This window comes from Rhodobium orientis (genome assembly GCF_003258835.1).
Lineage (GTDB): Bacteria > Pseudomonadota > Alphaproteobacteria > Rhizobiales > Rhodobiaceae > Rhodobium > Rhodobium orientis.
In genome coordinates, this window is record NZ_NPEV01000114.1 from 1 (window position 1) to 1,066 (window position 1,066).

At 68.3% G+C, this 1,066-nt stretch carries 1 protein-coding gene; it reads right to left on the minus strand.

From position 1 onward, the window contains the following. Positions 1-1,019: 3,4-dihydroxy-2-butanone-4-phosphate synthase (gene ribB, locus CH339_RS23595; protein WP_111436862.1), on the minus strand; the 1,019-nt coding region annotated here is incomplete at its 3' end. Positions 1,020-1,066: the final 47 nt, after the last annotated feature.

A 1,066-nucleotide genomic window follows, 5' to 3' on the forward strand; every position in this document is an offset into this window, starting at 1 on the left:
CGGATGGAGTGGACGCCGAGGTCGGTGAGGATCTGGGCGCCGAGGCCGATCTCGCGCCATTCCTCCTGGCGCACCTTGGCGGTGTCGTGGCCCTCGTCGTCATTGGCCGCCCGGCGCTGGCTCGGCACCTTGCCGACGCCGACCGAACCCTCGCGCAGATAGACGACGATGCCGCGGCCGCCCGCCGCAATCCGCTTCAGGAACGGCTCGACCGTGGAGTCGCGCCCGAAGACGTCGCCGACGACGGACTCGAGGTGCAGCCGCACCGGGATGTCGACGCCGTCCCGGATGTCGCCGAAGACGACGGCGAGATGCTGCATCGGGTCCCAGGGCGTGGAATAGGTGTAGGCGCGGGCCGGGCCGTAGGGGGTGTCGACGTCGAAGGCCTCGACCCGCTCCACCAGCCGCTCCTTGCGCTGGCGATAGGCGATGAGCTCGGCGACCGAGACGATGGCAAGGCCGTGCTCTTTGGCAAAATCCGTCACCTGCGGACCGCGCATCACCGTGCCGTCGTCATTGACGAGCTCGCTGAGGACGCCGACCGGATTGAGCTCGGCGAGGCGGCACAGGTCGATGGCGGCCTCGGTATGGCCGGAGCGCATCAGCACGCCGCCGTCGCGGGCGATCAGCGGGAAGATGTGGCCTGGGCGCACGAAGTCCTCGGCGCCGACATTGGGATTGAGGATGGCGCGCACGGTGTTGCAGCGCTCCTCCGCCGAAATGCCGGTGGTCAGGCCCTCGCGGTAGTCGATGGTGACGGTGAAGGCGGTCGACAGCGGCGCCTCGTTGTGGGCGACCATCGGCTGCAGGTGGAGGCGCCTGGCGTCGGCCGCGGTGATCGGCGTGCAGACGATGCCGGAGGTGTGGCGGACGATGAAGGCGAGCTTTTCCGGGCTGGCGTGCTCGGCGGCAAGGATCAGGTCGCCCTCGTTCTCCCGGTCGTCGTCGTCGGTCACCACCACGATCTGGCCTTCCTTGAAGGCGCGGACCGCTTCGACCACCCGTGCGAGATCCGTCATCGTCTCAAACTCCCATTCCAGAACTGCCGTTCGATAGATCGTTTTGC